Below are 23,564 nucleotides of genomic sequence, written 5' to 3'. Positions count from 1 at the left end.
CGATACTCGCTCTATGAGCTCCACGCATCCGCCCTTTCGCGCCTCAGATGGGGAACGTGACCGTGCGATCGACGAGCTCAGGGAACGCGCCGTAGAGGGCCGCATCTCGCACGACACCTTCGTGGGCCGGGTGGACCAGGTGTTGCGGGCGCGCAACAGGTACGAGCTCGACGAGGTGGTCGCGGACCTGCCGCGGCGGCCCACGTTCCGGCAGCGGCTGACCGACGCCGTCTCCTCGGTCTCGGAGTTCACCACCAAGCTGCAGTCCGCCTGGCGGCGGCCCCGGCTGCCCCGGCTCGCGCTGCCCGACGACGAGCGCCTGCGTTACGTGGTGGGCCGCGGGTCGGCCTGCGACCTCGTGCTGTCGGACCTGACGGTCTCCCGCGTCCACGCCGAGCTGCGCCGCGAGGGCGACGGCGGCTGGATGCTGGTCGATCTCGGCTCGCTGAACGGCACCCGGCTCAACGGGTGGCGGCTGGTGGGCCCCGCCCGGGTGAAGTCGGGCGACGAGGTCTCGTTCGGCGACTGCGGGTTCATGGTGACGTCGGAGCAGCCGACCTAACGGGCCCCAACAAATACGGAATTTTGCGGATTACAGGCTGACTGCGCTGATCCATGCTCTCATGCGATCCCCCAGTCGACTTGGAGACCCCATGCGGCGCACCTCAGCCTCCCTCGTCGCGGGCGCGCTCGTCGCGGCCCTCGCGTGGGCGTCCGGACCCTCCTCTCCCGCCGTCGCGCTCGACCCCTCCGTGGGCGTGGCGGACCTGGCGCAGGACATCAACCAGATCCTCAGCGACTCGCGGCTCACGATCGCCAGGGCGGGCGTCGTGGTCAAGAGCGCCCAGACCGGCGAGGAGCTGTACGCCACCGACGCCGGCAAGCTCCTCATCCCGGCCTCCAACACCAAGCTGTTCACCTCGGCCGCCGCGGCGGAGACGCTCGGCCTCGACTACCGCTTCCCCACCACCGTGCTGAGCACCGGCCGCAAGGCCGGCTCCCTGCTGACCGGCGACCTGGTGCTGCGCGGCACCGGCGACCCGACCATGCTGGCCGAGGACTACGACGCGCTGGCGGCCGAGGTCGCCGGGGCGGGCGTCAAGGTCGTCACCGGCAAGCTGGTGGCCGACGACACCTGGTTCGACTCCCAGCGGCTCGGCAACGACTGGGCCTGGGACGACGAGACCGCGTACTACGCGGCGCCGATCTCGGCGCTGACGGCCTCGCCCGACAGGGACTACGACGCCGGCTCGGTGATCGTGTCCGTGGCGGCCGACGGGGACAAGGTCAAGGTCTCCACCACGCCCGAGACCGACTACCTGAAGATCGTCAACAAGGCCACGGTGGGTGCCGAGACGGACGTGCTCATCGAGCGCCAGCACGGCACGCGCACGGTGGTGATCACCGGCACGGTCGCGGACCCGTACCAGGAGTGGGTGGCGGTGGACGACCCCACCGCGTACGTCTCCTCGCTGTTCCGCAAGTCGCTGGCCAGGCACGGCGTCAAGGTGCTCGGGCCGACCATCGCAGGCGCCGCGCCCTCGGGGGCCAAGGAGCTGGCCCGGCACGAGTCGATGACGCTGGGCGAGCTGCTCGTGCCGTTCATGAAGCTGAGCAACAACATCCACGCCGAGATCCTCACCAAGGCCATGGGCCGCAAGGTGGCGAACCAGGGCACGTGGCCGGCCGGGCTCAAGGTCAGCACCGACTTCGCCAAGGCGAACGGCGTACAGGTGATCAACATGCGGGACGGCTCCGGCCTGTCGCGCCGCGACGGCTTCTCGCCGGGCTCGATCGTGCAGCTCCTGTCGGCCGTTCGCGGCAAGCCGTGGTTCTCCACCTGGTACGAGTCCCTGCCCATCGCGGGCAACCCGGACCGGTTCACCGGCGGCACCCTGCGCAGCCGGATGCGCGGCACGCCCGCCGAGAACAACGTGCACGCCAAGACCGGCTCGCTCACCGGCGTCACCTCGCTGTCCGGCTACGTCACGAGCGCCGACGGCGAGCCGCTGATCTTCTCGATCATGCTCAACCAGTACCTGTCGGGCTCGCCGAAGGACATCGAGGACAAGATCGCCGTACGGCTCGCGCAGTTCTCGCGGTCGGCGGCCGCGGGGGACGCCGCCGGGCTCCGCGCCGCGACCGGGGGCGCGACGGGCGACCTGGAGTGCTCGTGGCTCAAGCCCGCGCCATGCTAGCCACCCGCTGACGGAAAGATTTTCGCGGCCCCCTGACGCCCAGGGGGCCGCTGTGGTTTACCGAGATCAGAGCGGGTGATATTACGATTCAGCCACTTGGAGCTCCAAGTTAGGTCGCTAATTTCCGTACATAGCCGACTTGGGGGGACCAGAATGCGGGTTCGACGCACAGTCGAATCCCTCATCGGAGGACGGTATGCGTAGAGAGCTCCAGGCGGTGGCCTGTGTCGGATGTCTGACGGCACTGAGCCTCCCCGCGCCCGCCGCCTCCGCCCAGCAGGCCGTCCCCCAGCAGGCCGCCGCTCAGCAGGCCGCCGCCCGGCAGGCGTGCCGCGTGCTCGCGCTCAAGCCGTCCGTCGTCCAGGGCACGGTGCGCGCGACGGCCGTCCGGTCCGGCTGCGCCGACCAGGCCCGGCTGAGGGTACGCGTCAAGGTCGCCGGTTCCGGCCCCGACCGGGTCGTCAAGAGCGGCTCCCAGATCGTCGGCAACGGCCGGATCACCGCCAGGGCGAGCTGCGCCGGCACCCCGCGCCGCTACTACACGATCGCGCTCGACTCGCAGGGGCGCACCAGCCAGTCGCGCTCGGTGAAGCTGTCGTGCGGGCGCCCGGCGGCCGGCGGGAGCTTCGCCTCCTCCGCCGAGACGGCGGTCGTCGCCCTCACCAACCGCGCCAGGGCGGAGAACGGCTGCCGCCCCCTCGCCCACGACGCCAAGCTGCACCTCGCCGCCGAGCGCCATTCGGCGGACATGGCGCGCCACGGCTACTTCTCGCACACCTCGCGCGACGGCCGGGCGTTCGGCCAGCGGATCAGGGCCACCGGCTTCGCCTTCCGCCGGGCCGGCGAGAACATCGCCAAGGGCCAGCCCACCGCCGCCGCCGTGGTCAAGGCCTGGCTCGACAGCCCCGGGCACCGGGCCAACATGCTGAACTGCTCGTTCACCCACATCGGCGTCGGGCACCACGCCAAGGGCCCCACCTGGACGCAGGACTTCGCCTCCCGCTAGAGCACCACTCCCCCGACCAAGGGAGCGTCGGGCTTTCACCGGCCCCACCCCGAGCCGGTTCCCACCGCACGCCCATGCGCTCCCCTACGGGCGGACCCGGCCGCGCCTCCCCCCGCACACAGGACCGCGGCCGGGTCCGCACTAACCGAGTGCGGACCGCAGCTTGTCGTAACCGGGCGCGAGCCGCCGCAGCCCCGCCGCCACGGCCTCGTCGTCACCCGTGACCAGCGGATGTTGCAGGGCACCGAGCACGCGCGCCTGCTCCCAGGCGGCCGCGGCGGGCTCCGACAGCCCCAGGCCGGCCAGGCAGGTCGCGGCATCGGCGAGCCGCCGCACCCCCACCCGCACCCCGAAGTGCACCAGCATCCCGCGCGCCTGCCCCGCCAGCCCGCCCTCCACCTGCTCCGCCAGCCGCAGCGCCGCCGCGGCACCGCCCAGCGTGCCGGGCGGCGCCGGCAGGTCGTCCCGCCCCTCCAGCCAGCGCACGGCGGCGGGCAGGCAATCGCGCAACGCCCACTCCACGGACGTGTCGCGGACCCGTACGAAGCCGGTGCGCATGACGTACGACGTGTCCAGATACTCCACCGACTCCGCCCGCCAGGCCGCCAGGAAGTCGGTGGCCGGCAGCGTGGCGAAGGGATGCCCGTGCGGATCGTGCAGCACGACGGTGTCGCCCTCCACGGCGAGCACCACCACGTAATGGTCGCCGCCCCCGCCCGGCGTGTACGACAGCAGCGCCATGTCCACGGGCCCCACCAGGGCCGGGCCGGCGGCCCGCAGGCGCTCCAGCGCCTCCTCCGCCGTGCCCCCGTGGCTGCGCTCGCAGCTCCAGCCGAGCAGCTCGACGGCGGCGTCGAGCCCGAGCTCGGGGTCCCAGCCGTAGGGGTCGAAGAACGGCTGGGAGCCGCCGACGAGCTGCATCCCGAACGGCGAGCCCGTCAGCGTCTCGATCACCCCCGCCCCGGGCGAGGCGGGACCGAGCATCATGGCCAGCGAATTGGCGTAACAGTAAGGTCCTGAACCGGTGTAGGTCAGCATGGCGGCCAGTGAAGCGCCTGACACCGTGTCAGGCGCAACTCGCGCAACTCACTGGGGCCGCCGGTCCGAGAAGCGGGCCAGGACGAGCGACTCGACCACGCCGACGACCGCGTACGCCAGGATCGACACCCCCGTGACGACCACGATGTCCGCCCACACCTCGTCGTAGCGGAACCCGCCGATCGCCCGCAGGATCTCGGCGCCGATGCCCTCGCCGGTGGCCAGCCACTCGGCGATCAGCGCCCCGATGATGGAGGCCGGCACGGAGATCCTCGCCGAGGCGAACACCGAGGGCATCGCCGTCGGCACCGCCACCTTGCGCAGGACGGTGAGGCGGGTGCCGCCGTACGCCATGATCAGGTCGGTGGCCTGCGGCGAGGCCGAGCGCAGGCCGAAGGCGATGTTCACCAGCGCCGGGAAGAACACCACGATGCCGCCGATCACGGCCACGCCGACCAGGTCGCGGCCGAAGACCAGCGTGATCAGCGGGGTCATCACCACGAGCGGCACCGAGCGCAGCAGCATGGCGACCGGCATGAACGTCTGCTCGACGGCCCGCACCAGCACGAACGCGACGGCGACGGCGATCGCGGCCACCATACCCGCGACGAAGCCGATGGCCGCGTCCCTGATCGTGATGCCCAGCGCGCCGAACACGGCCTCGCGGTGCGCCTGCGACGCGGCCAGGTACTCCCAGACCTGCGGCGGGCGCTTGCCGACGAGCGGGCTGATCCCGAACGCCTCCAGCGCCAGCCACCACGCGGCCACGACGATGACGACGGAGGGCACCAGCGGCCCCACGATCCGCAGCACGGTACGGCCGATCACTGGGCTTCCCCTCTCGACCAGGGCGTCACCACGCGGGCGACGAGCGCCACGATCGCGTACCCGAGACCGGCGACGAGGCCGGACACCAGCGCCAGCCCCCAGGTGCGCGGCACCTGGAACTGCTGCTGCGAGATCATCAGGGACACGCCGAGCCCCTGGTCGTTGCTGCCGAGGTACTCGCCGATGATGGCGCCGAGCAGCGCCGACGGGGCCGAGATCTTCAGGCCGGCGAAGGTGCTGGGCAGGGCGGAGACGACCTGCACGTAGCGGAGCCTGGCCAGGCGGCCGCCGCCGTAGACGGTGACGAGGTCGAGGCTGGCCCGGTCGGCGGAGCGCAGCCCGAGCAGGGCGCCGATGAGCGTGGTGAAGAAGACCGAGATGGCCGCCAGGAACACCACGGTCGCCTCGCCGCCGAAGACGACCAGCACGATCGGCCCGATGGCCAGCAGCGGGATGCAGTAGCTGATCACCGCGAGCTGCGTGGCGACGGCTTCGAGCCGGGGCACGAGCAGCACCAGCAGCGCCACGCCGATGGCCAGCCCGTTGCCCCACAGGAAACCCTGGACGGCGGCGGACAGCGTGGCGGTGGCGTTGGGGCCGTAGAAGGCCCAGCCGTCGGCGCCCATCGACCGCAGCACCGCGACCGGGGTGGGCACCGCGCCGCCGTCGGCGAACACGGTCGCGGCCAGCAGCCACCAGATCGCCACGAGCGCGACGACGCCGGCCAGCCCCTGCACTCGCCTCATGAGCCGTGCCCGAACAGCAGGTCGCTGAGGTGGTCGTGGAAGGCGTGGAACTCGGGGGTACGCATCATCTCCGGCGTACGCGGGCGGGGCAGGTCGATCTCCACCAGCTCCACCACCCGCCCGGGGCGCGGGCTCATCACGGCCACCAGGTCCGACAGGAAGATCGCTTCGCCGATGCCGTGGGTGACCATGAGGGTGGTGGCGGGCTTCTCCGTCCAGATGCGCAGCAGCTCCAGGTTGAGCCGCTGGCGGGTCATGTCGTCCAGGGCGCCGAACGGCTCGTCGAGCAGCAGCACGCTGGGCTTGACCACCAGGGCGCGGGCGATCGAGACGCGCTGGCGCATGCCGCCGGACAGCTCGGCCGGGCGGGCCTTCTCGAAGCCCTCCAGGCCGACCAGCTTGATCAGGTCCTCGATCACGCCGGGCTCCGGCTTGATGCCGGCCACCTCCAGCGGCAGCCGGATGTTGGCCGCGACGCTGCGCCAGGCGAGCAGCGCCGAGTCCTGGAAGGCGATGCCGAGGTGGTGGCTCCTGCGCAGCTCCTGCGGCGTCTCGCCGTTGACCAGGATCTCGCCCGTCGTGGGCTCCTCCAGGCCGGCCAGGATGCGCAGCACCGTGGACTTGCCGCAGCCGGACGGGCCGAGCAGCGACAGGAACGAGCCCTTCGGCGTCCGCAGGTCCACGTTCTCGACCGCGGTCAGGCCCTTGCCGAACGTCTTGCTCAGGCCGGAGATGCCGATGCCGCTCATGAGAGCTTCAGGCTCGGGTCGGCCTGGTAGATCTCGTTCAGGATCGACAGGTCGAAGAGCTGCTCGGCCTTGATGTTCAGGCCGGCCTTGGACAGCGAGGAGATGTTCTGCTCGATCAGCTCGGGCGTCATCGTGAACAGGCCGTTGGCCTTGGCGTCGTCGGTGACGACGAGCTCGTTCTGCATCTTGGCCTCCTCGGTCTGCTCCTTGACGTCGAGGTTCTGGTCCTTGCCGTAGACGGTGGCGGCCAGCTCGGCGGCCTTGGCCGGGTCGGCGACGGCGTCCTTCCACCCCTTGATCTCGGCGGTCAGGAACGCCTTGAGCTTGTCGCGCTCGTTGTCGATGGTCTCCTGCGTGACCGTGAACGTCTCGGCGACCAGCGGCAGGCCGGCGTCGGCGAGCAGCAGGTACGCCGGGTCGTGCCCCTTCATGCGCAGGTTGACCGGGCCGCTGGTGACGAAGCCCACGTACCCGTCGAGCTGGCCGGAGGTGAGCATCGACGGGTCCGACTGGAACGGCACCCTGGTCACCTTGGCGGCGTCGATGCCGTTGGCCTTGAGCAGCGCGTTCCAGACCAGCTCGTTGGAGTCCTGGACGCCGATCCTCTTGCCGACCAGGTCCTCGGCCTTCTCGATCGGGTTCTTGCTCAGGGAGATGACGGCGAACGGGTTCTTCTGGAACGTGGCGCCGACGATCTTCAGCGGCGCGCCCTGGAGCACGGCGGGCGCGGTGATGGTCGGCGCCGACAGGCCCGCCCAGCAGCGCCCGGTGGCCAGGCCCGACTCGACCGAGGTGCCGGAGCCGCCGCCGGACAGCAGCTCGACCTGCGAGAACCCGGCGGCCTTGAAGTAGCCGTTGGTGTCGGCGAAGTACTCGCCGGCGAACTCGACGTTCTTCTTCCAGGAGAGCTGCAGCTTGACCGACCCGAACCCGCCGCCGCTGCCACCGCCGGAAGTCGTCGTGCCGCCGTCGCCACAGGCGGCCAGACCGAGCGCCAGACCGGCCAGACCGGTCGTCCGCAGGAACGCGCGACGGTCGAGGGTAGCCATTAATTCTCCTTGAACGGCCGAGAACATGCAGGTCAGGACGGTATCCCTCGATTATTACCATCGTGTGACGATGGTTTCGGACACTACGGCCCGGGGAACGGCCGCGGGCCGGGAAGCCGGGAAAACCGCTGGCGGCCCCTGTAGGTCCCTACGAGAGCGCCGCGCGAGGACCGTAGATCCCTCCAGCCGCCCGGGGGCTCCGGTAGCGTCGAGCCCGAGATGAGACTCGACGGAATCCCCCTTTGGGACGGTACCGAATTCCGCGGCCCGGTCGATCTGACCTGGGAGCCCGACCGGATCACCGGCGTCACCCCCGTGGCCGGGGCGCACCACGCCGGCCTGTGCGTGCTGCCGGGCCTGGTGGACACGCACGTGCACCTCGTCGGCTACGCGGGGCCGGGCGAGCCGCCCGACTTCGCGACCTGGCCCCTGACCACCACCCGCGACGAGCAGGTGCTGCACGGCGCCGCGCACGCCCAGCGGGCCATGCGGCACGGCGTCACCACGCTGCGCGACCTGGCCGGCGACGAGGCGCAGATCGCGCTGCGCCGGGCCTTCGACGCCGGGGTGCTGCCGGGGCCGCGCATCCAGGTGCACGGCGTGGTGGGGATGACGGCCGGGCACAACGACCTGTTCGTGCCGCCGGCGTTCCCGATCAGGAAGCCGACGGCCGACGGGCCCGACGAGTGCCGCAAGCTCGTACGGACCTGGGCCAGGGCCGGCATGGACGGCATCAAGCTCACGACCAGCGGCGGCGTGCTGTCCATCGGCGACAAGAACGTCTGGCGGAACTACACCCGCGACGAGATCAGGGCGGCCGTGGACGAGGCGCACGCGCTCGGCATGCTCGTCGCCTCGCACGCGCACTCCGAGGACGGCATCCGCGTCGCCGTCGAGGAGGGGGTCGACTCCATCGAGCACGGCACGCTGATGAGCCGGGACCTGGCCGAGACGCTGGCCGCCCGCCGCACGCCCGTCGCGCCGACCCTGCTCATCAACGAGGCCATCGCGCAGGGCCGCGTCCCCGTCACGGCCGAGGCGATGGCCAAGGCCGCCGAGCTGGTCGCCACCCGTGACGTGCTGCTGGCCCAGGCCGCGGCGTTGGGCGTGCGGTTCGTGCTGGGCACCGACGCCAACGGGCACCACGTGCAGTTCGGCGACCAGCTCGCCGAGGTCGTGCACATGACGCGGATCCTCGGCATGGACGCCGAGTCGGCGCTGCGCGCGGCCACCTCCGACGCGGCCGACTCGATCGGCATGCCCGTGGGCCGCGTCGCGCCAGGGCTGGGCGCCGACCTGGTCGTGCTGCGCGGCCGGCCGTGGGAGCGCATCGAGGACCTGGCCACCGAGAACATCGTGGCCGTGGTCTCACGGGGCCAGGTCGTCGCGGGCCGCCTGCCCCGCGTCGCCTGAGCGCAGCGCCAGGTACAGGTCGGTACGGTCGCGCATCGACGACATCCGCCGCCCGGTCAGCTCCTCGATCCGCTGCATCCGGTAGCGCAACGTGTTGACGTGCACGTACAGCTCGTCGGCCGTGCGCTGCCAGGATCCGCACGTCTCCAGGAACGTGTCGAGCGTGCGCAGCAGCTCGGAGCCGTGCCGCGCGTCGTACTCCGCCACGGGGCCGAGCAGGTGGTCGCGGAAGGAGCGGCGCATGCTCGACGGGAGCGAGGCCAGCAGCAGGTCGAAGCTGTCGATGTCGGCCACCGACATGATCGACACGGGCCCGGGCCCGCCGCGCGCCGACTCCATGCCGCGCCTGGCCGTCTCCAGGGCCTCGCCGAGCTGCGACACGCTGGCCGTCATCTCGCTGATCCCGGCCGCGATGCTCACCCCCTGCCTACCGGCGGCGCTCATCCCCTGCCTACCGGCGGCGCTCGCCCCCGGCCTGCCGGCGGCGCCGGCCCCCGGCCGTCCCGCGGTCTCCGTCGCCCGCTGCCCCGCGATGAGGGCGCGCAGCTCGTCGGCCAGGCTCTTGCGCGAGGCGCGGCCGTTGACCAGCACGATCGCCTCGCCGGGCGTGCCGCCCACGATCAGGTGGCGGCCCTTCCTCGCCAGGCCCTCGTGCAGCAGCTCGGGCAGGTCGAGCTCGGGCCCGCCGGTCCTGGCGACCGCCATGGCGGTGGTCGGCAGGCCGGGGTCGGCGCCGAGCAGCCGCAGGTGCGCCGACACCTCGCCGGGCGGGATCTGGCCGAGCACGTCGAGCAGCGTCTGCGCCCTGGCCCGCTCGGCCCTGCGCTGCTCGGCCGCGAAGCCCTCGGCGGTCACCACCTCGCTGATCGCGCCGAACGCCTGGTCGGGCGCGGCCAGCAGCAGCGGCAGCCGCCTGCGCTCGCACGCCTCGACCAGCTCCTCCGGCAGCTCGCCGAGCACGATCAGGCCGACCACGAGACCGGCGACACCGGCCGCCCACAACGCGTCGGCGAAGCGCTCGCAGTCGGACGGCCGGGTGTACCAGACGCCGCTGGTCAGCACGAGGTCGCCGGAGCGCAGGTAGCGGCGGGGGTCGGGCAGGTCCGTCGGGTACGCCCGCAGCACCTCCCGATCGACGGCGTCGGCGCCCGTCACCAGCGTCAGCCGTAGGTCCTCGCGGGCGAGCAGATCCGACAGCCTCATGAAATCTGATGTTATGCCAGCTCAGAGCGTGAGAGTTCAGAGGTTCGCACGATACCTCCGCTCCCCGGGGTCCGGTTTACTTCATGCATGCGTCCCAAAGCGGAACTCCACCTGCACATCGAGGGCACCCTGGAGCCCGAGCTCGTCGTCGAGCTGGCCCGGCGTAACCGGATCGACCTGCCCACCTTCGACGTGGAGGCCATCCGCGCGCGGTACTCCTTCGCGAACCTGCAGTCGTTCCTGGACGTGTACTACGAGAACATGGCCGTCCTGCGCACCGAGGCGGACTTCTACGACCTGGCCACCGCCTACCTGCGGCGGGCCGCCGAGCAGGGGGTGCGGCACGCGGAGATCTTCTTCGACCCGCAGGCACATCTGAGCAGGGGCGTGCCGTTGCAGGTGGTGTTCGACGGGCTGTCGGCGGCGCTGAAGGAGAGCGGGCTGTCGGCCGCGCTGATCCTGTGCTTCCTGCGCGACCGGGGCGCCGAGGAGGCCGAGCAGGTGCTGCGGGCGGCGCTGCCGTACCGGGAGCACTTCATCGGGGTGGGCCTGGACTCGGCGGAGGTGGGGTATCCGCCGTCGTTGTTCCGGCGGGTCTTCGAGATGGCCGCCGCCGAGGGACTGCACCGGGTGGCGCACGCCGGCGAGGAGGGCGGGCCCGACTACGTGTGGGAGGCGCTGGACATCCTGCGCGTCGAGCGGGTGGACCACGGCATCAGGGCGATGGAGGATCCGCAGCTCGTGGCCCGGCTGCGGGCGGAGCGGATCCCGCTGACCGTGTGCCCGCTGTCCAACGTACGGCTGCGCGCGGTGCCGACCCTGCGCGACCACATCCTGCCCGCGATGCTGGACGAGGGCCTGGTCGTGACCGTGAACTCCGACGATCCCGCCTACTTCGGCGGCTACGTGGACGACAACTACGAGGCGCTGCGGCGCGAGCTGGGGATGACCGACGACCAGCTCGATCGGATCGCGCGCCACTCCTTCGAAGCGGCCTTCGTGTACGGAGCGTGAGCACGGCGAAGGGGCCCACCCCGTGGGTGGGCCCCTGAGCTACACTACTTCGCCGCTGAGGACTGACTTCAGCCGATCGCGCAGGTGTTCTCTTCCTTCTTGATGCCGAGGATCTGGCTGAGGACGTCGCCGATCTCAAGGACGAGAACGCCCTCCGTGCCCTTGTCAACGTCCCCCTGCGCGAAGATGGCGTCGCCAATGGCGCAGACCTCGAGGCTCCGCGCGCTGGAGTGGGAGCTGTTGGCCTCGACCTCGTCGTCGGCGAGCGCGGCGCCGCCGGACATGAGCAGCCCTCCGACGAGCCCGGCCAGAATGAGCCCTTGCTTGTACATTTCGATTCTCCTCTGATAACCCTCGACTACTCTCCGTAGCTATCGGAGGAAGGTCTGCCCTGTGCTCAACTTCGACAAACGCTGCCATTTTGCTCTTGACCTGGTGAAATGAACGCATGGCCGAATGGTGGGGCGAGATCGCCCAACTTGACGAATATGTAGCCCTAGGCGATAAGCAACCACCTCAGCCCTTACCGGCCCATGACCATGGATCGCGGCCTCATGCGGCGTCCTGCTGGTTTATGTCGCGGGAAGACGGGACATCATGACCACACATCTCGGACTATCCGTCCAGGCCTCCGGGCCGGACGCCTACGGCAAGGTCAGGATGACCGGGCCGTCCTCGGTGATGGCCACGGTGTGCTCGACGTGCACACTCCTGCTGCCGTCGCCCGAGCACACCGACCACCCGTCGGAGGACATGTAGTAGCGGTCGCCGCCGCCGGCCATCAGGCTGGGCTCGATGGCGATCACCAGCCCGGGGCGCAGCCGCAGCCCGCGCCCGGCGCGGGCCTCGTTGGGCACGAACGGCTCCTCGTGCATGGCCCGGCCGATGCCGTGGCCGCCGAAGTCGTTCTGCATGCCGTAGCCGGCGCCGCGCCCGACGGTGGACATCGCGTGCCCGATGTCGCCCATCCGGCCGCCGGGCAGGGCCGCCTCGATGCCCGCCGCCAGCGTCTCCTCCGCGACCCTGATCAGCTTGAGGTCCTCCGCGCGGGGCTCCCCGACGGTGAAGCTGACCGTGCCGTCGGCGTGCCACCCGTCGATGTACGCCGCGCAGTCGATGCTGATCAGGTCACCGTCACGCAGCCGGTACGGCGACGGCAGCCCGTGCAGCATGACCCCGTTGACCGAGGTGCAGATCACGCCGGGGTAGGGCGTGGCCCCGAACGACGGGTGGTACCCGAGGAACGACGCCTTCGCCCTGGCCTCCTCGATGACGGTCCTGGCCACCTCGTCCAGCTCCTTGAGCGACACCCCGATGGCCGCCTGCTCCCGCACGGCGGCATGAACGGCGGCGACGACCTTGCCGGACTCCCGCATAGCGGCGATCTCACCGGCTGACTTGTACTCGATCACGACCCCTCCTTGCCGATAACTATACCGGTATTACTATCACGGATCATGGTGGAGAGAGCCAAGGAGGGACCTCTACCCCGCCCGGCCCGTCCCTCTCCTGCCGGGGTCGCGCTAGTCGCGCAGGTACAGGGCGAGCTGCGTACGGTCGCGCAGGCCGAGCTTGCGCAGCATGCTGGAGACGTGGTTCTTCACCGTTCCCTCGGTGATGAACAGCCGGGCCGCGATCTCCTTGTTCGTCGCGCCGACCGCGATCATCCGCGCCACGTCGAGCTCCCTGCCCGACAGCGACGCCTGCCCCCTGAAGCCGCCCGTCCCCGGTGCGGGGCGCAGCCGCAGCTCGGCCACCAGGCGCGCCGCGACCGGGCCGTCGAGCACGGTCTCCCCCTCGTACGCCTTCCTGATGCCCGCCACCAGTTCCTCGGGGGAGCAGTCCTTCAGCAGGTAGCCGCGGGCGCCCGCGCGCAGGGCGCCGAAGACGTACTCGTCCTCCTCGAACGTGCTCAGCACCAGCGCCGCCAGCCCGGGATGCGCCGCCGCGAGCCCGGCGACCAGCTCGACGCCGTCCATCCGCGGCATCCTGGCGTCCACCAGCACGACGTCCGGTTCGCAGCGCGGCACGGCCGCCAGCGCCTGCCGGCCGTCGGCCGCCTCCCCCGCGACCACGATGCCGTCCTCGACCTCCAGCAGCTTGCGCAGTGCCGCGCGCATCAGGTCCTGATCATCCACGATCAGCACCCTGATCACCCGACCCGGGGTCATGGGCGTACCACCGGCACCTCCGCGTGCAGCTCGAACCCGCCGCCTTCCGCGTTGCCCGCACGGAAGGCCCCGCCGAGGCCGCGCACGCGCTCGGCCAGCGACGACAGCCCGAATCCCGCTGCATCCACCGTGTCCACCGCGTCCGCCGCACCCATGCCCGCCATGCCCGCCATGCCCGCCATGCCCGCCATGCCCGCCATGCCCATCGAGCGCGCCATGCCCGCCGCACCCGCCGCGCCCGCCGTGTCCGCGGTGTTCTCCGTGCCCCGCCCGTCGTCGCCGATCGTCAGCGCCACCCGGTCCTCCCCGTACGCCAGCCGCGCCCGCACCCGCCGGGCCCCGGCGTGGCGCAGCACGTTCGTGAGCCCTTCCTGCAGCACCCGGTAGAGGACCAGCTCGGAGTCCGGGTCGATGCGCCGCTCGGCCCCCTCCACCTGGAACCCGACCTCGACCCCGGTGCCGTCGAACGAGCGGGCCAGCCGCTCCAGCGCGCCGCTGCCCACATGGCCGTCCAGGGCGAGCGGCCGCAGGGCCCGCACCCAGCGGCGCGAGTCGGCCAGCGCCTGCACGGTCAGCTCCTTGGCCTGCCCCACCTCCTCCCAGACCGCCTCGGGCCGCCGCCGCCTGAACCGTTCCGCGTTCTCCAGGCCCATCTTGATCAGGGTGAGCTGGTGCCCGATGGAGTCGTGCATGTCCCTGGCCATCCGGGCGCGTTCCTCGGCCACCGCCAGCTCCCTGATGCGCTCGATGAGCCGCTGGGCCGCCTCCCGCTGCGTGCGGGCCTCGATCAGCGCGGCGGCCATGGCCAGCGAGAAGATCGCGAACAGCACCAGCAGCACGATCTGGTCGGCCATCACCGCCCAGTCGCCGCCGGACAGCACGACGATCACCGCGCCCATGGCGACGACGTAGGCGCAGACCACGCCGACGGCCACGCGCATGCCGTACAGGAAGGCCACGTGCACCATGGCGATGAGCAGCATGGCCGAGTGCAGCCCGCCGACGAACTGGCCGGCGAACGGGACTACCACGAGCAGCCCGGGGGCGGCCAGCTTGCGCGCGGCGCCGGCGTCCCGGCCGGCCGGCATGACCAGCCAGAGCCCCGCCACCAGCACCATCGTGAGGGCGAACAGCGCCGCCTCGGGCAGGCCGCGTACGGAGACGGCGCCGCCGGCCAGCATCACGGCGTACACGGCCCAGAACGTCACGGTGAGCACCCGCGGCTGCCCCACGTCCCGAAATTTCACATCTTCGGACCATACGCGGCCGAAGCCCGGGCCGGCATCCTCCCCCAGGCACCATGACTTCCGTCATGGCCGGATCTATCCCGGGCTCGATGTGCGCACGCCGGGTGCGAGCCTAGCGTCGGGCGGTATGAGAATCCTGGCTGCCATCCTGGCTCCGATCGCGATACTCCTCGCGGTCACGTTCGGCGTGATGATGATCGTCAGTGCCCTGCCCGAGAACGTCTCGGGCTTCGCCGCCCCGCCGCTGATCACCCTGGCGACCCTCGGCCTGCTCTACGCCTACCGGCGGCTGACCGGCCGCCCGCCGTGGTCCGGGCTGGGCCTCACCCGTACCTGGTGGGCGTTCCCGCAAGCGGTGCTCGGCGCGGCGGTGGGCGTGGCCGCGCTGCTCGCGGGCTGCGCCGTCACCGTGTGGGCGGGCGCGGCGACCTGGGGGCAGGCCGCTCCGCTGCCTCCGGTGACAGGGCTGGTCGCCGGCTTCGCGCTCATCGTGCTGCGGGCGTCCTTCCCGGAGGAGCTGCTGTTCCGGGGACACCTGTGGGACGTGCTCTCCGACCGGCTCGGCCCTCGCGCCGTGCTCGTGGTCACGTCGGTGTCGTTCGGCCTGCTGCACCTGTTCTCGCAGAGCCCCGCGTCAGGGGCGGGGGAGAAGGTGCTGTTCATGGTGCAGGCGATCGCGCTCTTCCTGCTGTGCGGGGCCACCAGGGAGCGTACGGGCGCGATCTGGATGGCGGTCGGCGTGCACACCGCGATCTACCTGGGCCAGCTCATCCCGATCAAGCCCACTGACTACGGCGTGCAGCTCGCCTTCCAGACCGTCACGCTGGCGCTGGCCGCCGCCCTGGTCCTCGTCGTCCGCAGGCCCGGGTCAGCCCCGCAGGCGAGCCTGCCGGACGCGCAGCCGGGTCTCACACGGTGATCACCACCTTGCCCTTCGCGTGCCCCCGCTCCACGTGCGCGATGGCCTCGGCGGCCTCGCTCAGCGGGTGTGTGCGCTCGATGACCGGGGTCAGCCGGCCTGCCTCGATCAGCTCGCGGAGCGTGGCCAGGTCGTCGGCGTTCTCGCGGGTGACGAAGGACGGGAGCGTGTGGCGGACGAACAGGTTCATCACGTTCAGCTTGATGATGCGGCCCATCGGGCCCAGCCAGCGGCCTCCCGAGCCGCTGTTGTGGAGGTAGGCCCCCGCCGGGGTCAGCAGGCGCCGGCAGTCGGCCACCGGGCGGTTGCCCACGTTGTCGAGGACGACGTCGTAGCGGCGGCCGGTGCGGGTGAAGTCCTCCTTGGTGTAGTCGATCACGTGGTCGGCCCCGATCGAGCGCACCAGCTCGACGTTCGCGCTGCCGCACACGCCGGTGACCTCGGCGCCGTACGCCTTGGCGAGCTGCACCGCGAACGTGCCGATCCCGCCCGCCGCCCCGTTGACCAGCACCCGGTGCCCCCGCTCCAGGCGTGCCTTGTCGCGTAAGGCCTGCAGCGCGGTCAGCGCCGACGTGGGCACGGCCGCGGCCTGCTCGAACGTCAGCCCGGCCGGTTTCCCGGTCAGCGGCCCGCTCTCGGGGACGGCGACGTACTCGGCGAAGGAGCCGGGGGCGCAGCCGTACACCTCGTCGCCGGGCGCGAACCGGCTGACGCCCTTGCCCACCGCCTCGACGACCCCGGCGAGATCGGCCCCCAGCCCGTGGGCCTTCGGCCGGGTCAGCCCCGCCATGGCGCGCAGGATGTACGGGCTGCCCCGCAGCAGGTGCCAGTCGCCCGGGTTGACCGCGGCCGCCCGTACGCGGACGAGCACGCCGTCGTCACCGAGCTCGGGCCTGCCGGTCTCCTCCAGCTCGATGACGTCAGGCGGGCCGTAAGCGTAGTACCGGATGGCCTTCATCGCAGCTCCTCTGACACATGAAAGAAAATGCTGACATATGAAAACCATACCTCGCGCTACTCTTCCGCGAGCACCCCCGCGAAGGGGTCTCCGCCCTCGCCCGCGAACGAGTACGCCCCGCCCTCGATCCGCTCGATCAGCCCCCGCGTCCACTCGACGCCGGCCTCGGCCGAGTGCACCCACAGGCGCGTGATCTCGCCGATGTGCCCTTCGGGAGTGGCGTAGCCGGTCACGGACTCCCGCCAGCCGCACAGGTGCTCCATCCGCTGCCGCAGCAGGTCCAGCACCTGCGCGCGCGGCAGGTCAGCCATGAAGCCGAGACCGGCCGACAGCAGGTCCAGCCGGTCGTGCGTGGTGAGCGCGCCGCGCAGCAGCGAGAAGTACTCGCCCGTGCCCTTCTCCGTGAGCTCGTACTCCGTGCGCGGCGGGCCGCCGACCGTGCTCGGCGCGATGTCGTAGGCGTGCAGGAAACCCTGTTTGGCCAGCTGCTTCAGCGCGTGGTAGATCGAACCCGGCTTGGTGTTCGACCACTCGTCCGCACCCCAGAACTCCAGGTCGTTGCGGACCTGGTAGCCGTGGGCGCGGCCGTGCCGCCGTACCGCGCCCAGGACCAGCAAGCGAATCGCCGACAATCTATTCAACCTTGACTAGTTGGGATGAAAGACGGCGGGCGGGGAGCAGGCCCCGCCCGCCGGCCGTACCGGACACTCAGGCCTTGAGCCAGCTCATCATCGGGCGGAGCTTGGCGCCGGTCTTCTCGATCGGGTTCTCGGCCAGTTCCTCGCGGTAGCGCTGGAACTCCTTCTGGCCGCTGTCGAACTCCTCGACGAGCTGGCGGGCGAAGGTGCCGTCCTGGACCTCGGCGAGGATGCGGCGCATCTCCTGGCGCGACTCCTCGTTGATGACGCGCGGGCCGCGGGTGTAGCCGCCGTACTCGGCCGTGTCGGAGACCGACCAGTACATCTTCGAGATGCCGCCCTCGTACATGAGGTCGACGATGAGCTTCATCTCGTGCAGGCACTCGAAGTAGGCGACCTCGGGCTGGTAGCCGGCCTCGATCAGCGTCTCGAAGCCCGCCTTGATCAGCTCGGAGACGCCGCCGCACAGCACGGCCTGCTCACCGAACAGGTCGGTCTCCGTCTCCTCCTTGAACGTGGTGCGCAGCGCGCCGGCGCGGGTGCCGCCGATGCCCTTGGCGTAGGAGAGCGCGAGGTCGAGCGCCTTGCCCGAGGCGTCCTTCTCGACGGCCACGAGACACGGCACGCCGCGGCCGGCCTCGAACTGGCGGCGGACCAGGTGGCCCGGGCCCTTGGGGGCCACCATGCAGACGTCCACGCCCTCCGGGGCCTCGATGAGGCCGTAGCGGATGTTCAGGCCGTGGCCGAAGAAGAGCGCGTCGCCCTCGACGAGGTTCGGGGCCACGTGCTCGGCGTACAGGTGGCGCTGGATGTGGTCCGGCGCCAGGATCATCGTGAGGTTGGCCTCCTCGACCGCCTCCGACGGGCTGAGCACGCGCAGGCCGTCGTTCTCGGCCTTCTCGCGGCTCTTGGAGCCCTCCGGCAGGCCGACGCGCACGTCCACGCCGGAGTCACGCAGGGAGAGCGCGTGGGCGTGGCCCTGGCTGCCGTACCCCAGCACGGCCACGTGGCGTCCCTGAATGATCGACAGGTCGGCCTGGTCGTCGTAGTAAATCTCGGTCACTTGCTCAAAACCTTTCAGGCGGTACGGTCCAGTGCCCTGAGGGACCGGTCGGTGATGGAGCGGGCGCCGCGGCCGATGGCCACCATGCCCGATTGGACGAGTTCCTTGATCCCGAACGGCTCGAGGACCTTGACGAAGGCCTCCAGCTTGTCGGGGGTGCCGGTGACCTCGATGGTCACGGCGTCGGCCGCCACGTCGACGCAGCGGGCGCGGAAGAGGTTGACGAGTTCCAGCACGTGGGAGCGGCTGTCGGCGTCGGCCTTGACCTTGATCAGCATCAGCTCGCGCTGCACCGACTGGGACGGGTCCAGCTCGACGATCTTGAGCACGTTCACCAGCTTGTTGAGCTGCTTGGTGACCTGCTCCAGCGGCAGCTCCTCGACGCTCACCACGATCGTGATGCGGGAGATGTCGTCGTGCTCGGTGGGCCCGACGGCCAGGGAGTCGATGTTGAACCCCCGGCGGCTGAACAGCGCCGACACGCGCGCAAGGACACCCGGCTTGTTCTCGACAAGCACGGACAGCGTGTGTCTACTCATCGTCGTTCTCCCACTTCGGAGCCATGTCACGGGCGATCTGGATGGTGTCGTTGCTGGTGCCCGCCGGGACCATGGGCCAGACCATGGCGTCCTGGTGGACGACGAAGTCGACCACGACAGGCACGTCGTTGATCTCCATGGCCTTCTTGATCACGGCGTCCACGTCCTCGGGACGCTCGCACCGCAGGCCCACACAACCATAGGCCTCCGCGAGCTTGACGAAGTCGGGGATGCGGCGGGGGGCCTGCAGGTTGGTGTTGGAGTAGCGCTGGTCGTAGAACAACGTCTGCCACTGGCGGACCATGCCGAGGTTACCGTTGTTGATGACGGCGATCTTGATCGGCACGCCCTCCAGGGCACAGGTGGCCAGCTCCTGGTTGGTCATCTGGAAGCAGCCGTCGCCGTCGATGGCCCACACGGTGGCGTCGGGGCAGCCCATCTTGGCGCCCATCGCGGCCGGCACGGCGAAGCCCATCGTGCCCGCGCCGCCGGAGTTGATGAACGTGCCCGGGTTCTCGTAGTCGATGAACTGCGAGGCCCACATCTGGTGCTGCCCCACCCCGGCCACGTAGTACGCGTCGGGGCCGGCGATGGCGCTCAGCCGCTCCATGACGTACTGCGGGGCCAGCGAGCCGTCGTCGAAGGTGTCGTAGCCCAGCGGGTAGGTCTGCTTGTAGCCGTTGAGGATCGTCCACCACTCGTCGTAGTCGCCCTTCTGGCCGGAGGCCTGGACGGCGGCGACGAGGTCGGTGAGGACCTCCTTGCAGTCGCCCACGATCGGCACGTCGGCGTGGCGGTTCTTGGAGATCTCGGCCGGGTCGATGTCGGCGTGCACGACCTTCGCGTGCGGCGCGAAGGACGGCAGGTGGCCGGTCACCCGGTCGTCGAAGCGCACGCCCAGGCCGATGATCAGGTCGGACTTCTGCAGCGCGCCCACGGCGGAGACGCTGCCGTGCATGCCGGGCATGCCCATGTGCTGCGGGTGGCTGTCGGGGAACGTGCCGCGCGCCATCAGGGTGGTGATGACCGGGATGTTCGTCAGCTCGGCGAGCTGCAGCAGCTCGGCCGAGGCGCGGGCCTTGTGGACGCCGCCGCCGACGTACAGGACCGGCCGCTTGGACTCGGCGATCAGCTTGGCGGCCTCGCGGATCTGCTTGGAGTGCGGCCTGGTGACCGGGCGGTAGCCCGGGAGCTGCATGGTGGGCGGCCAGCTGAAGGCGGTCTCGGCCTGCAGGGCGTCCTTGGAGATGTCCACCAGGACCGGGCCGGGACGGCCGGTGGAGGCGATGTGGAAGGCCTCCATGATCGTGCGGGCGATGTCGTCGGCGTCGGTGACCAGGAAGTTGTGCTTAGTGATCGGCATGGTGATGCCGGAGATGTCCGCCTCCTGGAAGGCGTCCGTGCCGATCATCGGGGAGGCCACCTGCCCGGTGATCGCCACGATCGGCACCGAGTCCATGAAGGCGTCGGCAATCGGGGTCACCAGGTTCGTGGCGCCCGGGCCACTGGTCGCCATGCACACCCCGACCTTGCCCGTGGCCTGCGCGTAGCCCTCGGCCGCGTGACCCGCGCCCTGCTCGTGCCGTACGAGCACGTGCCGGACCTTGGTCGAGTCGTAGAGAGGATCGTAGGCCGGCAGAATGGCACCGCCCGGGATCCCGAACACTGTGTCGACTCCCACGTGCTCCAGCGCCCTGACCAGGGCCTGTGCACCTGTCATCCGTTCGGTCATCGGCTCGTTCCTTGCGTGGCTACTCGCTTAAGGACATAAAAAAGGCCCCTCCCCACCAGGCGGCGGGACTGGGGCGGCGCGCAGGTCGTCGTGCTTCGCTATCGGCCTGCGCGCCGGCGAAGTACTACGAGAATCTCACTGCGAAGCATGCCTTACACCATAGCCGCAACGAACGCCATCGCGCCAACTTCGTGGACACAAGTCTCAAACAGTGAGACTCGTCCGCATCAGCGAGTCGACCCCGCGCGCCGCCATCGGCCGCGCCACCAGGAAACCCTGCCCCCTCGTACAGCCCATCTGCTTCAGCAGTTCGAGCTGCTCAGGACGCTCGATCCCCTCGGCCACCACGATAAGCCCGAGGTCGTGCCCGAGCCGCACGATCGTGCGCGTGAGCAGGGTCAGCGTGTCGTCCTTGCCCAGCCCCGACACGAACGACGGGTCGATCTTGATCATGTCGACGGGGAGCTGCCTGAGGAAGGCCAGCGAGGCGTACCCGGTGCCGAAGTCGTCGATCGCCAGCCGCACGCCGAGCGCCCGCAGCTCCGACAGCCGCTTGATCGTCTCCTCGGCGTCCTCGACCAGCATCTCCTCGATCACCTCGAGCGTGAGCACGGAGGCCGGCAGCCCGCTCTCGGTCAGCGCCTCCTCCACGGTCTCGACGAACCTGGGCGCCATGATCTGGCGCGCCGACAGGTTCAGCGACAGCCCGATGTCCCAGGACGAGGCCCGCCAGGCGGCCACCTCGCGGCACGCCTCGCGCAGGATCCACTCGCTCAGCGGCACGATCAGCCCGGTGTCCTCGGCCGCCCCGAGGAACTGCTCCGGCGGCACGAACACCGACCCGCGCCACCACCGCACCAGCGCCTCCACCGCGGTCACCCGCGAGGTCGCCAGGTCCACCACCGGCTGGTACTCGATCGCGAACTGCTGCTCGATCAGCGCCCGCTGCAGGTCGGCCGCCAGCTCCAGGCGGCGTATCACGTCGGCGTGCATCTGCGCGGCGAACACCTCCACGCGCCGCCCGCCCAGCTCCTTGGAGCGCGCCATGGCCACGTCGGCGTTGCGCATGAGGTCGCCCGCCGACACGTCGTCCTCGGTGAAGGCGACGCCCACGCTCGCGGTCAGCGCCACGTCGCGGTCGGCGACGCGGAACGGCTCCTGCGAGACCGCGCGCACCAGCCGCTCGGCCAGGTCCACCGCGATCTGCGCGTCGCCGCCGGTCTCCACGAGCACCGCGAACTCGTCGCCGCCCCACCGGGCCAGCGTGTCGTCGGCGCGCACGGCGCCGCGCAGCCTGCGGGCCGCCTGCCCGAGCAGGTAGTCGCCGCTGGCGTGCCCGACCGAGTCGTTGACCGAGGTGAACCCGTCGAGATCGAGGAAGATCACCGCCACGTTCGCCGTGCCGGGGGACGCCGTGCGGCCCGACAGCACCTCGCGGGTGCGCTCCTCGAAGTAGGCGCGGTTGGGCAGCCCGGTGACGCCGTCGTGGAAGGTCAGGTGGGCGACCTGGTTGCGCAGCGCCTCCTCGTCGCTGACGTCCCTGGTCGTCACGAGCATCAGGTCCTCGCCGCCGGCGTGGCGGGTGGCCACGGACTCGGTGGGACGCCACGTGCCGTCGGCCGCGCGCACGCGGCAGGCGATCAGGCAGGCGCCGGGCGCGGCGTTGTCCTCCGCGAGGTTCATCGCGCGCATGGCGACCTGGATGCCCGGCACGTCCTCCGGGTGGATGTAGTCGAAGATCGACCCGCCGACCAGCTCTTGCGGGCCGTAGCCGTACGTCACCTCGACGCCCGCGCCGATCTCGCGTACGACGCCCTCGTAGTCGCAGGTGAACACCACGTCGCCGGTGCTCTCCGCCAGCTCCTTGAGCTGGCGCTCGCTCAGCTTGACCAGGCTGCGCAGGCGCACGTTCGCCGCCGAGACCACGAACAACCGCACCAGCAGGAGCAGCACCACGGAGACCCCGACCACCACGACGCCGGTCACGGGCGCCCCGGTGCGCCCGCCGGCCTGGTGCACGAGCAGCGTGCCGGCGGCCACGGCCACCAGGGCCAGGGGCACGATCGCGACCGCGTGGCCGACCGCGGGCCGGCTCGCCTGCTTGACCCGCGGCCCCCACGGGACGGCCGCCAGCAGCAGGAACGCGACCGGCGCGAGCATCACGCCCCACAGCTGCGGCTCGGCGTCCATGAGCCGGGCCACCGCCGCCGACATCCCGGCCACGGTCATCGTGGCCAGCACGCCCACGCCGGCCAGGCTGAGCAGCCAGGACGACGACCTGCTGGTCAGCACCGACGGGATCACGGCGAACGTCACCAGCAGCCCCACCAGCGGCGGCAGCATGACCAGCGTGAACACGGCCGCGTCGGCCGTCTCGGCGTAGACGTGGCGCAGCGCCACCATCCAGCCGATCAGGAAGAGCGAGGCCGTGCACAGGTAGGCGTCGGTGAGCTGCCGTAAAGCGGCCCTGGCCGGGAACCTGCGGTCGGCGGCCACCAGGGCGCCGCTCGCCGTGATCACCGTGCCGAGCAGCATGAACATGTCCGCGAAGCTGTCGACGAAACTCTCGGTGAACGGCCGCAGCGCCACTCCGGCGGTCCAGATGATGGCGCCGCCGCCCATCCAGCGTGCGCCCATCGCCGTCGGGCGATGCGTGGCCGCCTGCTTCACCGAGGCGATCAGCAAGGAGGCGGCGGCGACCAGCGCCGCGATCCCTCCGGCGACCGCTCCGGTGACCAAGGCCGGGCTCTCCGTCAGGAGGGCGGCGGCGAACGCCGCCGCGCCTGCCGCCGCAGCGGCGGCCGGCGGCACCCGGGGATCACGCCAGCGGATCACAGTCGTTGCCCATCCCGTCTCGAACTCTGCACCAGTGACCGCCGAAGCCCGGTCGATCACTTCGCCAGTGTGTGCTGTCGTGGGTGCGCGGGTGGTGACAACGCCGATGTCGTCACCGATCTGATAACCAGACAGACCAATTGCCGCCAAGAGTTCCTTGACAGTGAGTCAGGAACTCCCTGCAAACGTAACCGTACGCACCGAAGGTCACGGACCAG

General features: G+C 70.9%; 22 protein-coding genes. 6 read left to right on the top strand and 16 right to left on the bottom strand.

Annotation, left to right across the window (positions count from 1 at the left end):
• The first annotated feature begins 13 nt into the window (after positions 1-13).
• The 3 genes from AB0I79_RS14850 to AB0I79_RS14840 all read left to right on the top strand — a co-directional run bounded on the left by AB0I79_RS14850 (position 14) and on the right by AB0I79_RS14840 (position 3,204).
• A complete protein-coding gene (locus AB0I79_RS14850) occupies positions 14-562 on the top strand; it encodes a DUF1707 and FHA domain-containing protein (protein ID WP_357872222.1) in 549 nt (182 codons plus the stop codon).
• A 91-nt stretch (positions 563-653) separates the two neighbouring features.
• Complete coding sequence (gene dacB, locus AB0I79_RS14845) at positions 654-2,198, top strand: D-alanyl-D-alanine carboxypeptidase/D-alanyl-D-alanine-endopeptidase (protein WP_357872220.1); 1,545 nt, start codon at positions 654-656, stop codon at positions 2,196-2,198.
• Between the two features lie 196 nt (positions 2,199-2,394).
• Positions 2,395-3,204, top strand: a complete 810-nt coding sequence (locus AB0I79_RS14840; RefSeq protein WP_357872217.1) for a CAP domain-containing protein — start codon at positions 2,395-2,397, stop codon at positions 3,202-3,204.
• 141 nt (positions 3,205-3,345) lie between these two features.
• Here the strand turns inward: AB0I79_RS14840 and AB0I79_RS14835 are convergent, their stop codons facing one another.
• Genes AB0I79_RS14835 through AB0I79_RS14815 form a run of 5 tightly spaced genes read right to left on the bottom strand, consistent with a single transcriptional unit; the run spans position 3,346 to position 7,614 of the window.
• Positions 3,346-4,242 carry a hypothetical protein gene (locus AB0I79_RS14835; protein WP_357872214.1) on the bottom strand — a complete coding sequence of 299 codons (897 nt, stop codon included), beginning with the start codon at positions 4,240-4,242 and terminating at the stop codon, positions 3,346-3,348.
• A 48-nt stretch (positions 4,243-4,290) separates the two neighbouring features.
• Positions 4,291-5,070, bottom strand: coding sequence for an ABC transporter permease subunit (locus AB0I79_RS14830; protein WP_357872211.1), 780 nt, complete (start codon positions 5,068-5,070; stop codon positions 4,291-4,293).
• Positions 5,067-5,816 carry an ABC transporter permease subunit gene (locus AB0I79_RS14825; RefSeq protein WP_357872208.1) on the bottom strand — a complete coding sequence of 250 codons (750 nt, stop codon included), beginning with the start codon at positions 5,814-5,816 and terminating at the stop codon, positions 5,067-5,069. The genes AB0I79_RS14830 and AB0I79_RS14825 overlap by 4 nt, the downstream gene beginning before the upstream one ends.
• Positions 5,813-6,565 (bottom strand): ABC transporter ATP-binding protein, encoded by a 753-nt coding sequence (locus tag AB0I79_RS14820; protein ID WP_357872206.1) that lies wholly within the window; start codon positions 6,563-6,565, stop codon positions 5,813-5,815. Before AB0I79_RS14820 ends, AB0I79_RS14825 begins: the two co-directional genes overlap by 4 nt.
• Positions 6,562-7,614: an ABC transporter substrate-binding protein gene (locus AB0I79_RS14815; protein ID WP_357872204.1), complete on the bottom strand. Its 1,053-nt coding sequence runs from the start codon at positions 7,612-7,614 to the stop codon at positions 6,562-6,564. Before AB0I79_RS14815 ends, AB0I79_RS14820 begins: the two co-directional genes overlap by 4 nt.
• A gap of 219 nt (positions 7,615-7,833) precedes the next feature.
• On the opposite strand from AB0I79_RS14815, the gene AB0I79_RS14810 reads away from it, so the two are divergent.
• Positions 7,834-9,027: an amidohydrolase family protein gene (locus AB0I79_RS14810; protein ID WP_357872201.1), complete on the top strand. Its 1,194-nt coding sequence runs from the start codon at positions 7,834-7,836 to the stop codon at positions 9,025-9,027.
• On the opposite strand, the gene AB0I79_RS14805 is transcribed toward AB0I79_RS14810, so the two are convergent.
• Positions 8,983-10,230, bottom strand: coding sequence for a helix-turn-helix domain-containing protein (locus AB0I79_RS14805; protein ID WP_357872198.1), 1,248 nt, complete (start codon positions 10,228-10,230; stop codon positions 8,983-8,985). The two genes, AB0I79_RS14810 and AB0I79_RS14805, sit on opposite strands and share 45 nt — an antisense overlap.
• An 87-nt stretch (positions 10,231-10,317) precedes the next feature.
• On the opposite strand from AB0I79_RS14805, the gene AB0I79_RS14800 reads away from it, so the two are divergent.
• Positions 10,318-11,244 carry an adenosine deaminase gene (locus AB0I79_RS14800; protein WP_357872196.1) on the top strand — a complete coding sequence of 309 codons (927 nt, stop codon included), beginning with the start codon at positions 10,318-10,320 and terminating at the stop codon, positions 11,242-11,244.
• A 68-nt stretch (positions 11,245-11,312) separates the two neighbouring features.
• Here the strand turns inward: AB0I79_RS14800 and AB0I79_RS14795 are convergent, their stop codons facing one another.
• The 4 genes from AB0I79_RS14795 to AB0I79_RS14780 all read right to left on the bottom strand — a co-directional run bounded on the left by AB0I79_RS14795 (position 11,313) and on the right by AB0I79_RS14780 (position 14,662).
• Positions 11,313-11,576: a hypothetical protein gene (locus AB0I79_RS14795; RefSeq protein ID WP_357872193.1), complete on the bottom strand. Its 264-nt coding sequence runs from the start codon at positions 11,574-11,576 to the stop codon at positions 11,313-11,315.
• 312 nt (positions 11,577-11,888) lie between these two features.
• Entirely contained in the window at positions 11,889-12,656 is a 768-nt protein-coding gene (gene map, locus AB0I79_RS14790) for a type I methionyl aminopeptidase (RefSeq protein WP_357872190.1), read from the bottom strand.
• Between the two features lie 111 nt (positions 12,657-12,767).
• Positions 12,768-13,415, bottom strand: a complete 648-nt coding sequence (locus AB0I79_RS14785; RefSeq protein ID WP_357872187.1) for a response regulator transcription factor — start codon at positions 13,413-13,415, stop codon at positions 12,768-12,770.
• Complete coding sequence (locus AB0I79_RS14780; protein ID WP_357872184.1) at positions 13,412-14,662, bottom strand: sensor histidine kinase; 1,251 nt, start codon at positions 14,660-14,662, stop codon at positions 13,412-13,414. Before AB0I79_RS14780 ends, AB0I79_RS14785 begins: the two co-directional genes overlap by 4 nt.
• Positions 14,663-14,789: 127 nt before the next feature.
• On the opposite strand from AB0I79_RS14780, the gene AB0I79_RS14775 reads away from it, so the two are divergent.
• Entirely contained in the window at positions 14,790-15,581 is a 792-nt protein-coding gene (locus AB0I79_RS14775; RefSeq protein ID WP_357872181.1) for a type II CAAX endopeptidase family protein, read from the top strand.
• On the opposite strand, the gene AB0I79_RS14770 is transcribed toward AB0I79_RS14775, so the two are convergent.
• From AB0I79_RS14770 to AB0I79_RS14745, 6 genes are all read right to left on the bottom strand, one after another.
• Positions 15,571-16,539 (bottom strand): NAD(P)-dependent alcohol dehydrogenase, encoded by a 969-nt coding sequence (locus AB0I79_RS14770; RefSeq protein ID WP_357872179.1) that lies wholly within the window; start codon positions 16,537-16,539, stop codon positions 15,571-15,573. The two genes, AB0I79_RS14775 and AB0I79_RS14770, sit on opposite strands and share 11 nt — an antisense overlap.
• 56 nt (positions 16,540-16,595) lie before the next feature.
• Positions 16,596-17,171 carry a PadR family transcriptional regulator gene (locus AB0I79_RS14765; protein ID WP_357872177.1) on the bottom strand — a complete coding sequence of 192 codons (576 nt, stop codon included), beginning with the start codon at positions 17,169-17,171 and terminating at the stop codon, positions 16,596-16,598.
• Positions 17,172-17,247: 76 nt separating this feature from the next.
• Entirely contained in the window at positions 17,248-18,231 is a 984-nt protein-coding gene (gene ilvC, locus AB0I79_RS14760; protein WP_357873053.1) for a ketol-acid reductoisomerase, read from the bottom strand.
• Positions 18,232-18,254: 23 nt separating this feature from the next.
• Positions 18,255-18,779, bottom strand: coding sequence for an acetolactate synthase small subunit (gene ilvN, locus AB0I79_RS14755; protein ID WP_357872175.1), 525 nt, complete (start codon positions 18,777-18,779; stop codon positions 18,255-18,257).
• Positions 18,772-20,511, bottom strand: a complete 1,740-nt coding sequence (locus AB0I79_RS14750) for an acetolactate synthase large subunit (RefSeq protein ID WP_357872172.1) — start codon at positions 20,509-20,511, stop codon at positions 18,772-18,774. Before AB0I79_RS14750 ends, ilvN begins: the two co-directional genes overlap by 8 nt.
• Positions 20,512-20,715: 204 nt before the next feature.
• Positions 20,716-23,346: a GGDEF domain-containing protein gene (locus AB0I79_RS14745; protein ID WP_357872169.1), complete on the bottom strand. Its 2,631-nt coding sequence runs from the start codon at positions 23,344-23,346 to the stop codon at positions 20,716-20,718.
• Between the last annotated feature and the right edge of the window lie 218 nt (positions 23,347-23,564).

Source organism: Nonomuraea sp. NPDC050202, from assembly GCF_040656115.1.
Lineage (GTDB): Bacteria > Actinomycetota > Actinomycetes > Streptosporangiales > Streptosporangiaceae > Nonomuraea.
This window is presented reverse-complemented; position numbering and strand designations above follow the sequence as displayed.

Coding starts and splice junctions, on each gene's coding strand:
- AB0I79_RS14850 (WP_357872222.1), top strand. CDS start 14: ATGAGCTCCACGCATCCGCCCTTTCGCGCCTCAGATGGGGAACGTGAC.
- AB0I79_RS14750 (WP_357872172.1), bottom strand. CDS start 20,511: ATGACCGAACGGATGACAGGTGCACAGGCCCTGGTCAGGGCGCTGGAG.
- AB0I79_RS14825 (WP_357872208.1), bottom strand. CDS start 5,816: ATGAGGCGAGTGCAGGGGCTGGCCGGCGTCGTCGCGCTCGTGGCGATC.
- AB0I79_RS14770 (WP_357872179.1), bottom strand. CDS start 16,539: ATGAAGGCCATCCGGTACTACGCTTACGGCCCGCCTGACGTCATCGAG.
- AB0I79_RS14835 (WP_357872214.1), bottom strand. CDS start 4,242: ATGCTGACCTACACCGGTTCAGGACCTTACTGTTACGCCAATTCGCTG.
- AB0I79_RS14815 (WP_357872204.1), bottom strand. CDS start 7,614: ATGGCTACCCTCGACCGTCGCGCGTTCCTGCGGACGACCGGTCTGGCC.
- AB0I79_RS14795 (WP_357872193.1), bottom strand. CDS start 11,576: ATGTACAAGCAAGGGCTCATTCTGGCCGGGCTCGTCGGAGGGCTGCTC.
- AB0I79_RS14785 (WP_357872187.1), bottom strand. CDS start 13,415: ATGACCCCGGGTCGGGTGATCAGGGTGCTGATCGTGGATGATCAGGAC.
- AB0I79_RS14805 (WP_357872198.1), bottom strand. CDS start 10,230: ATGAGGCTGTCGGATCTGCTCGCCCGCGAGGACCTACGGCTGACGCTG.
- AB0I79_RS14820 (WP_357872206.1), bottom strand. CDS start 6,565: ATGAGCGGCATCGGCATCTCCGGCCTGAGCAAGACGTTCGGCAAGGGC.
- ilvN (WP_357872175.1), bottom strand. CDS start 18,779: ATGAGTAGACACACGCTGTCCGTGCTTGTCGAGAACAAGCCGGGTGTC.
- dacB (WP_357872220.1), top strand. CDS start 654: ATGCGGCGCACCTCAGCCTCCCTCGTCGCGGGCGCGCTCGTCGCGGCC.
- AB0I79_RS14840 (WP_357872217.1), top strand. CDS start 2,395: ATGCGTAGAGAGCTCCAGGCGGTGGCCTGTGTCGGATGTCTGACGGCA.
- AB0I79_RS14775 (WP_357872181.1), top strand. CDS start 14,790: ATGAGAATCCTGGCTGCCATCCTGGCTCCGATCGCGATACTCCTCGCG.
- AB0I79_RS14800 (WP_357872196.1), top strand. CDS start 10,318: ATGCGTCCCAAAGCGGAACTCCACCTGCACATCGAGGGCACCCTGGAG.
- AB0I79_RS14810 (WP_357872201.1), top strand. CDS start 7,834: ATGAGACTCGACGGAATCCCCCTTTGGGACGGTACCGAATTCCGCGGC.